This window comes from Dyella sp., assembly GCF_051962475.1.
Taxonomy (GTDB): domain Bacteria; phylum Pseudomonadota; class Gammaproteobacteria; order Xanthomonadales; family Rhodanobacteraceae; genus Dyella_A.
The window spans coordinates 1-7,012 of sequence record NZ_JBQCCF010000025.1 but is presented as its reverse complement, the minus strand read 5'-3'; the positions used below and the strand labels follow the sequence as shown (position 1 = coordinate 7,012).

Here is a 7,012-nt window from a genome sequence, read left to right as displayed (position 1 = left end):
CGGCCAGCTCGACCAGGCGCAGGGGCGCGCCACGGATTTCCGCAGCTACAACCTCTCCGGCGCGCTGGCCGTGGCGGCACGCAAGGAAGGGCTGGAGCGGATCGACCAGGTGCTATTGAGCAAGGATGCCTCGCGCGCCATCGCCGTGCAGGGCGACATGCACTCGCCGCTGCGGCGGTTTGCCGATGTGGATGTGGTGAGCGGCATCCGCACGCCGCTGGCGCAGAGCAGCACGGACTGGTCGCAGTTTCAGGCGCCGGCGAAGCAGAACGTGCAGGCGCCCACGCCGTTGATGCAATCGGCGGATGTGCAGGTAGCGCAGCCCTCGCCTCAGCGGTGAACCACGAAGGCCCGGCCATGCCGGGCCTTCTTCTTTCTGCCTAGGCGGCGCGGTCCATCGTCCGGGCCTGCTCGATGCGCTCCAGCAGCAGCGGCGAGGCCAGGGTGCAGTCCGGGTGCATGCGGCTGAGGCCGTGCACCGCGCCGGCCAGGCCGGTCATCAGGCCCGGGGTGAAGGCGGCGCGGGTGAGCCCGCCCACCATGCCGCCGTGCTCCTCGATGGCGGAGACGATCTGTGCGGTGGCCTGGTCGCGATCGAGCGTGCAGCCTGCCGGGTCCAGCGTGGAGGCGCGCACCAGCAACTCCCACAGGGAAAGATCGCCATGGCACAGCGTGTGGCTGGCGCCCCACTTGTGGTTGGCCGCCACGAAAGCCCGCCGCAGGTTGTGCAGGTGGCGCGCCTCGCCCGTGCGCTGGTACAGGTCGGCGGCCGCCAGGCCGATGCCCACGCTGCCGTTGCACCAGGTGTGGAAGCTGTTGTCGCCGGCGTTCTCGCGAATGTCCAGCCAGTTGCCTTCGGCCTCGTCGTAGAGCGCATCCTGGAAATAGAACGCCTGGTCCGACAGGGTGCGCCAGCGTTGCCTATCCGCTTCGTCGCCGGCGTCTTCCAGCACCAGCCGCGCCAGCGCCCAGGCGAAGCCTGCCGAGCCATGCGCGAAGCCGCCCGCCGGCTCCACCTCGCCGGCCAGCGGCCAGCGGGCGCCGCGCTCATCGACGATGGCGGTCGACTCCAGGTGCCTGGCCGCCGCCGCAGCCAGTTGCCGCCAGCGCGCATCGCCGGTGGCGTCGGCCAGGCCAAGCAGCGGGACGATGGCGCCGGCGGCGCCGTCGATGATGTCGAAGCGCCGATCGCCCTCGAAGCCCTCCTGCGCCAGCGCCTCGGCGCGCGATACGGCGCGGGCGAGCCATTCGGGCTTGCCCTGCACGTCGTACAGGCTCAGCCAGGTCCATATCTGCGCGCCGTAGCCGGAGAACCCGCCCACGGTTTGCGGCTTGTCGCCCACCTCCATCGCCTGCATCACCTGCAGCGCGCCGGCAATCGCCTCGCCGAGCCCGTCTACCGCATGCGCGCGGCCGCGCCTGACCTCGTGCTCGTAGCCGGCCAGCACCACCGCTACCCCGCCCAGGCCAAAGTACAGATCGGCACACACCGGCTGCACCAGCCACCCGGCGCGGCCGATCTCCGGCGTGATCCAGGTAAACGAGCCGTCGCTGCCGCGCACGGCAAGCCGCAGCAGGCGCTCCACCGCGGCGGCAGCGAGCCGGCGACGGCGCGGCTCGAGTTGCTCGGTGAATGGGTTGCGGGCGGCGTACAGGCGGCCGCTGTGTTCTTCCTCGCGATCGCGCATGCGCTGGTTGAGATCGGTGGCCACCAGCGCGCTGCGGATGGTGAGCTCTTCCAGCTCCAGCCGCATCGCGCGCCAGTCGGCAAGCACCAGCGCGATCTGCGACGCCGCCAGGGGCGCGACGAAGATCGGCACATCGCCGTAGCGAAGGTCGTCGATCTCGGCCTGGATCTCTTCCGGCTTCGATGGGGCGACCGGCACCACGGCTGCATTGCGCTCGAACAGGTCACGCGCGCGCTCGATGGCGGCCGCTTCGTCGTGCAGCGAGGCCGGGTGCCACAGCATGCGGCCGATCTCCACGTAGGCCAGGGTGGCGCGGCGCACGTCGCGTACCGGGCAGCCCTCGAAGCGCGCCAGCAGCGGTTCGAGCCGGCCGGCGCGGTCGAGCTTGTGCAGGCGCTGGCTGGCGTCGAGAAAGCCTTCGCTGATGTGATCCCAGTAGAGCGACAGTTTGGGCTTGGGGCTGGGGTGGTTCTGCGCCGTGGCCATGTCGGCCTCGACAATCTCGAGCCGGGCGGAGGTGGTGCCCTCGTTGACGATGATCGGTGCACGCAGCTGTGGCTGCTCGCCCGGCAGGGCGCCGGCCGCGGAGACATCCGCGCCGTTAAGCCCGACCGCCGAGGTGCGGAACGGCACGATGCCGGTGCGCAGCACCGAGCCGCGGATCATCGCCGCGGCCAGGTCGTAGGCGTCGCCGAAGCCCGAAGGTGCAAACGCCGGCGGCGGCGAGAACAGGCTCTCCACGTCGATCACCACGGGCACCGGACCGGCCGCGATGAGGTTTTCCAGATGGATGTCGGTGCCGCCGAGCAGGCGAAGCACCGCCAGCCAGTGGCCCAGACCGCGATAGAAGGTTCGCAGCTCGTCTTCGCTCGCGCAGTAGCGATGCTCCACGAACGCGGCCCAGCCATGATCGCCACAGTCGATGACCCCCGGCACGTAGACGCGATCGGCGCTGTTGCCGAACACGTCGGCGAGAAAGGTTTCGAGCACCTGGTCGACCCGCAGCGAGCGCGGCTTGTACATCACCTTGCCGCCTTCCAGCTCGAGCATCGCGACGGTCTGGCCACCCGCGTGGAGATCGCCCTGGCCGAGGTGCAGCGCGGTCAGTGGCCCGGCCGACCGGCCGAGCAGCGCGGTCAGCGCGTGGCGGTCGCTGGCGAGATGCGCTGCCAGCCGCGCTATCGCAGTGGCTTGCTGCTGCAGCAGGCGCTGCAGGCGATGGCGCAGCGGCGGATACCGCGCATCCAGATGGGCAGCGAAGGCCGGGGTCTGGGCCCACGCGATGAACTGGGCGAAGCGGCCGGCATCGTCCGCTGCAGTGAGCATGCCGCCGAGCTTGGCCGCATGCAGCTCCAGCAGCAGGAGACGACTGAGCCGCAGCCAGGCACTGTTGCGCAAGGCCTGCGTACCGACCGCGTCGATCAGCGCGAGCTCATTGTGCGCAAGCGCCGGGCACAAAGGATCGATCAGGCCGAGCAGTTCGGCGCGAGCGGTGAGAATGAAGTGATCGATGACAGGGCGAAAAGCGTCGGGAACGGTGATATCGGCCATCGTTTGCCTGGAGTCCTTTCAGTCCGTTGAAACCCGCGACATGGGAAAAGTTGTCGCCTGCTCGCCGTACTCTCCCAGGATGTACGCACGCGCAGGCGACAGCCTTAGATCAACAGCAAGCGCAGCCCCTGGCGAGGGAGCAGGTGGTACCGCCCACCAGTGTTCCGGTGAGCATCGGGCCGTTGCCCGGGTTGGTCAGCGCCGCCTCGATGGCGCCCTGGCCCTCGATGTAGAGCGGGCCTGCCGGGTTGTCGTAGCCGCTGCAGCTCGCCGAACCGCTGAGCCAACCGGAAACGATCTCGTCATTCAGTTGCATGTCTTTCTCCTTTTGAATAATCAACCATGATCATGCGGACGAATTACGGTAGCGCCCACCCTGGATTGCCCAGGTTGACCCGCTCCGCTTGACGCTTGTCGCTCGCGGAACTCACGCACGGCAGTTGCTGTTGATGGGACATCCGTGTCGAGCACCGCATTACATAAAAAGCGCCGCTCCGGATCGCTTGTCAATAAGACAAATCGGAATGAAAGGTGCAAATGTGATTTGCGTCCGTAGTCCACTCTATCGAGTACAGCGCACCTGCGTGTTGCGCAATTTATTGCGGGTTGGTGGCTATCGAAAACGTCCCCGCACAACGTCGTACGCCGTTGGCCAAGCGCAGTGCAACGGGGCGGCGTTTTCGTTGCAGGTTGATGAACCCGATTGGCGATACACGCCCTTCGAAAGGAATGCCGTGGCCGGCGAAGGCCGACTACAAAGCACACGAATCCGCCCGTCTGTGGCGCAAGCAAAGGAAGGATCAGTGGAGGCGCAGGGGGCGTCAGCAGCCCATCCGGCGCGCAAGGAGGGGCTGGAGCGGATCGACCTGGTGCGATCGAGCGAGGAGCCTCGTACGCCACCGCCGTGCGGGGCGACATCCGTTCGCTGCTGGCGCAGAACAGCACGGATTGGCCGCGTGGGCACCTACGCCGTTGATGGAGTCGGCAGATGCGCAGGTGGCGCAGCCTTCAATGCCGCTGTGAACGAAAAAGGCCCGGCGATGCCGGGCCTTTCTTCGGGTGGAGGTAGCCATCAGCCGCTCAGGCCGCCTCGGCGTCCCGGTGCAGATCACCCGCTTCTTGCAGCTGCCGGTGGAGTGATTCGGCGCTGAGATCGAATCCATTGGGCCACGCCAAAGCGCCAAGCTCGACGTAGTACTGCGCGAATGCCTGTGGGTCACGAAGGGGAGCTGTCATCTCGGTATTGGCTTCGATGAACGGGGCGAAATCACAGGTGCCCGCGGTGCCGTCGGAGAACCGCAGCAGCAGTCGACAGTCGCCTTTTGGTTCCACGGCTTTGAGCTTAATCATGGTCGGCTCCCGGGATGCGGCTGAGCGGTTGCAGCGGCTGAGTGGTTGCAGCGCTTGAGTGGTTGCAGTGGTTGCAGCGCTTGCGCGCTCACGCTGCTCTGATCAAGCGATGGCCTCGGTCGCTGCGACTTCGGGACAAAGGCGCCCCCTCACCCTGCCCCCTCCCCCGCGAGCGGGGGAGAGGGTTCAAGCTCGCCAGGTTCAAGCTCACCAGGTTCAAGCTCACCAGGGTTCGCGCTCGCGAGGGGTTCAAGCTCGCTACGGTGTAGGAGTTACATGTTGCGGCGGTATTCGCCGCCCACGTCGTACAGCGCGTGGCTGATCTGGCCGAGGCTGTGGGTCTTGACCGCTTCCATCAGCGCGTTGAACACATTGCGGCGTTCGCGGGCGGTGTTCTGCAGGTAGCGCAGGCCGTGGCCGTCGTGCTTTTCGCCGGCCGCAGTGGCGTCTTCGGCCACGTGGGTGAGGTCGGTCTCGCCCTGCGGGGCCAGGCCGTTGCGGGCGATCTGCCAGGCTTTGACGTTGGCGATCTGCTGGCCCTTCTCTTCTTCGGTGGAGCGGATCAGCTCGATCTCGGTGGCGATCTCGCCGCCGTGGTCCTTGGGCAGGAAGGTGTTGACGCCGATCAGCGGCAGGCTGCCGTCGTGCTTCTTGTGCTCGTAGTACAGGCTCTATTCCTTGATCTTGCCGCGCTGGTACATGGTGTCCATGGCGCCGAGCACGCCGCCGCGCTCGCTGATCGCCTCGAACTCCTTGTAGACGGCCTCTTCGACGATGTCGGTGAGTTCCTCCACCACATAGCTGCCCTGCCAGGGGTTCTCGTTGAAGTTGAGGCCCAGCTCCTTGTTGATGATCATCTGGATCGCCACGGCGCGGCGCACGCTCTCTTCGGTGGGCGTGGTGATGGCCTCGTCGTAGGCGTTGGTGTGCAGGGAGTTGCAGTTGTCAAAGAGTGCGTAAAGAGCTTGCAGCGTGGTGCGGATGTCGTTGAACTGGATCTCCTGCGCGTGCAGGGATCGGCCACTCGTCTGGATGTGGTACTTCATCATCTGGCTGCGAGCGCTGGCGCCGTAGCGCTCGCGCATGGCGCGGGCCCAGATGCGGCGGGCGACGCGGCCGATGACGGTGTACTCCGGGTCCATGCCGTTGGAGAAGAAGAACGACAGGTTGGGCGCGAAGTCGTCGATGTGCATCCCGCGCGCGAGGTAGTACTCGACGATGGTGAAGCCGTTCGACAGCGTAAAGGCGAGCTGGCTGATCGGGTTCGCGCCGGCTTCGGCGATGTGGTAGCCGGAGATGGACACCGAGTAGAAGTTGCGGACCTTGTGTTCGACGAAGTACTGCTGGATGTCGCCCATCATGCGCAGGGCGAATTCGGTGGAGAAGATGCAGGTGTTCTGCGCCTGGTCTTCCTTGAGGATGTCGGCCTGCACGGTGCCGCGCACGGCGGCGAGGGTTTCGGCCTTGATGCGTGCGTAGGTTTCCTCGTCGACGAGCTGGTTGCCGGTGACGCCGAGCAGGCCTAGGCCTAAGCCATCGTTGCCCTTGGGCAGGTCACCGGAATAGCGCGGGCGCTCGCGGCCTTCGTAGAGCTTGGCGATCTGCTTCTCAGCCTCGGCCCAGCGGGACGCGTCGGCCTTGAGGTACTTCTCCACGTTCTGGTCGATCGCGGTGTTCATGAACATCGCGAGGATCATCGGCGCCGGGCCGTTGATGGTCATGGAGACGGAAGTGGTCGGCGCGGACAGGTCGAAGCCGGAGTAGAGCTTCTTCATGTCGTCCAGGGTGGCGATGTTGACGCCGGAGTTGCCGATCTTGCCGTAGATGTCCGGGCGCGGGGCCGGGTCTTCGCCGTACAGGGTGACCGAGTCGAACGCGGTGGACAGGCGCGTGGCGGCGCCGCCCTGGCTCAGGTAGTGGAAGCGGCGGTTGGTGCGCTCCGGGGTGCCCTCGCCGGCGAACATGCGGGTGGGGTCTTCGCCGGTGCGGCGGTAGGGGTAGACGCCGCCGGTGTAGGGGTAGTGGCCGGGGAGGTTTTCCTTGCCGAGGAAGAGGAGTTGGTCGCCCCAGTTGTTCGTCTTGGGCGGGGCGACTTTCGGGATCTTCTGGTGGCTCAGGGATTCGCGGTAGTTCTCCACGCGGATGGTCTTGCCGCGGACCTGGTATTCGTTGACGTCCTTGGTGACCGATTCGCGCAGGGCCGGCCAGTCGCGCAGCAGGTGCACGGACTCGGCGGAGAGTTCCTTCACCGCTTCGTTGTAGCGCTGGCGCAGCAGGGTCAGGGTACGGTCGCCGTCGGCCTTGAGGCTGTCGACCGGGTAGCGGTCCAGCGGCTTGGGCAGCGCTTCGTCGCCCAACTCTTTAAGCGATTCGTAGTAGTGCTGCGCCTTGCTGGCGGCTTCGGCCTGGCGGACGATGGCGCC

General features: G+C 66.7%; 4 protein-coding genes and 1 pseudogene. 1 reads left to right on the top strand and 4 read right to left on the bottom strand.

Annotated features, from left to right (window positions below; translation table 11 throughout):
* A partial coding sequence (locus ACTHJF_RS05510; RefSeq protein ID WP_440266231.1) for an XVIPCD domain-containing protein occupies window positions 1-340 on the top strand: 340 nt, incomplete at its 5' end.
* A 40-nt stretch (window positions 341-380) separates the two neighbouring features.
* Here ACTHJF_RS05510 and ACTHJF_RS05505 read toward each other — a convergent pair.
* From ACTHJF_RS05505 to ACTHJF_RS05490, 4 genes and pseudogenes are all read right to left on the bottom strand, one after another.
* Complete coding sequence (locus ACTHJF_RS05505) at window positions 381-3,239, bottom strand: type 2 lanthipeptide synthetase LanM family protein (protein ID WP_440266230.1); 2,859 nt, start codon at window positions 3,237-3,239, stop codon at window positions 381-383.
* Between the two features lie 109 nt (window positions 3,240-3,348).
* On the bottom strand, window positions 3,349-3,555 hold the full coding sequence (locus ACTHJF_RS05500) for a DUF6229 family protein (protein ID WP_440255491.1): 207 nt from the start codon (window positions 3,553-3,555) through the stop codon (window positions 3,349-3,351).
* 764 nt (window positions 3,556-4,319) lie between these two features.
* Entirely contained in the window at window positions 4,320-4,589 is a 270-nt protein-coding gene (locus ACTHJF_RS05495) for a DUF2442 domain-containing protein (RefSeq protein WP_440266229.1), read from the bottom strand.
* A gap of 272 nt (window positions 4,590-4,861) precedes the next feature.
* Window positions 4,862-7,012, bottom strand: a pseudogene (locus tag ACTHJF_RS05490) (methylmalonyl-CoA mutase family protein); the annotation flags it as partial.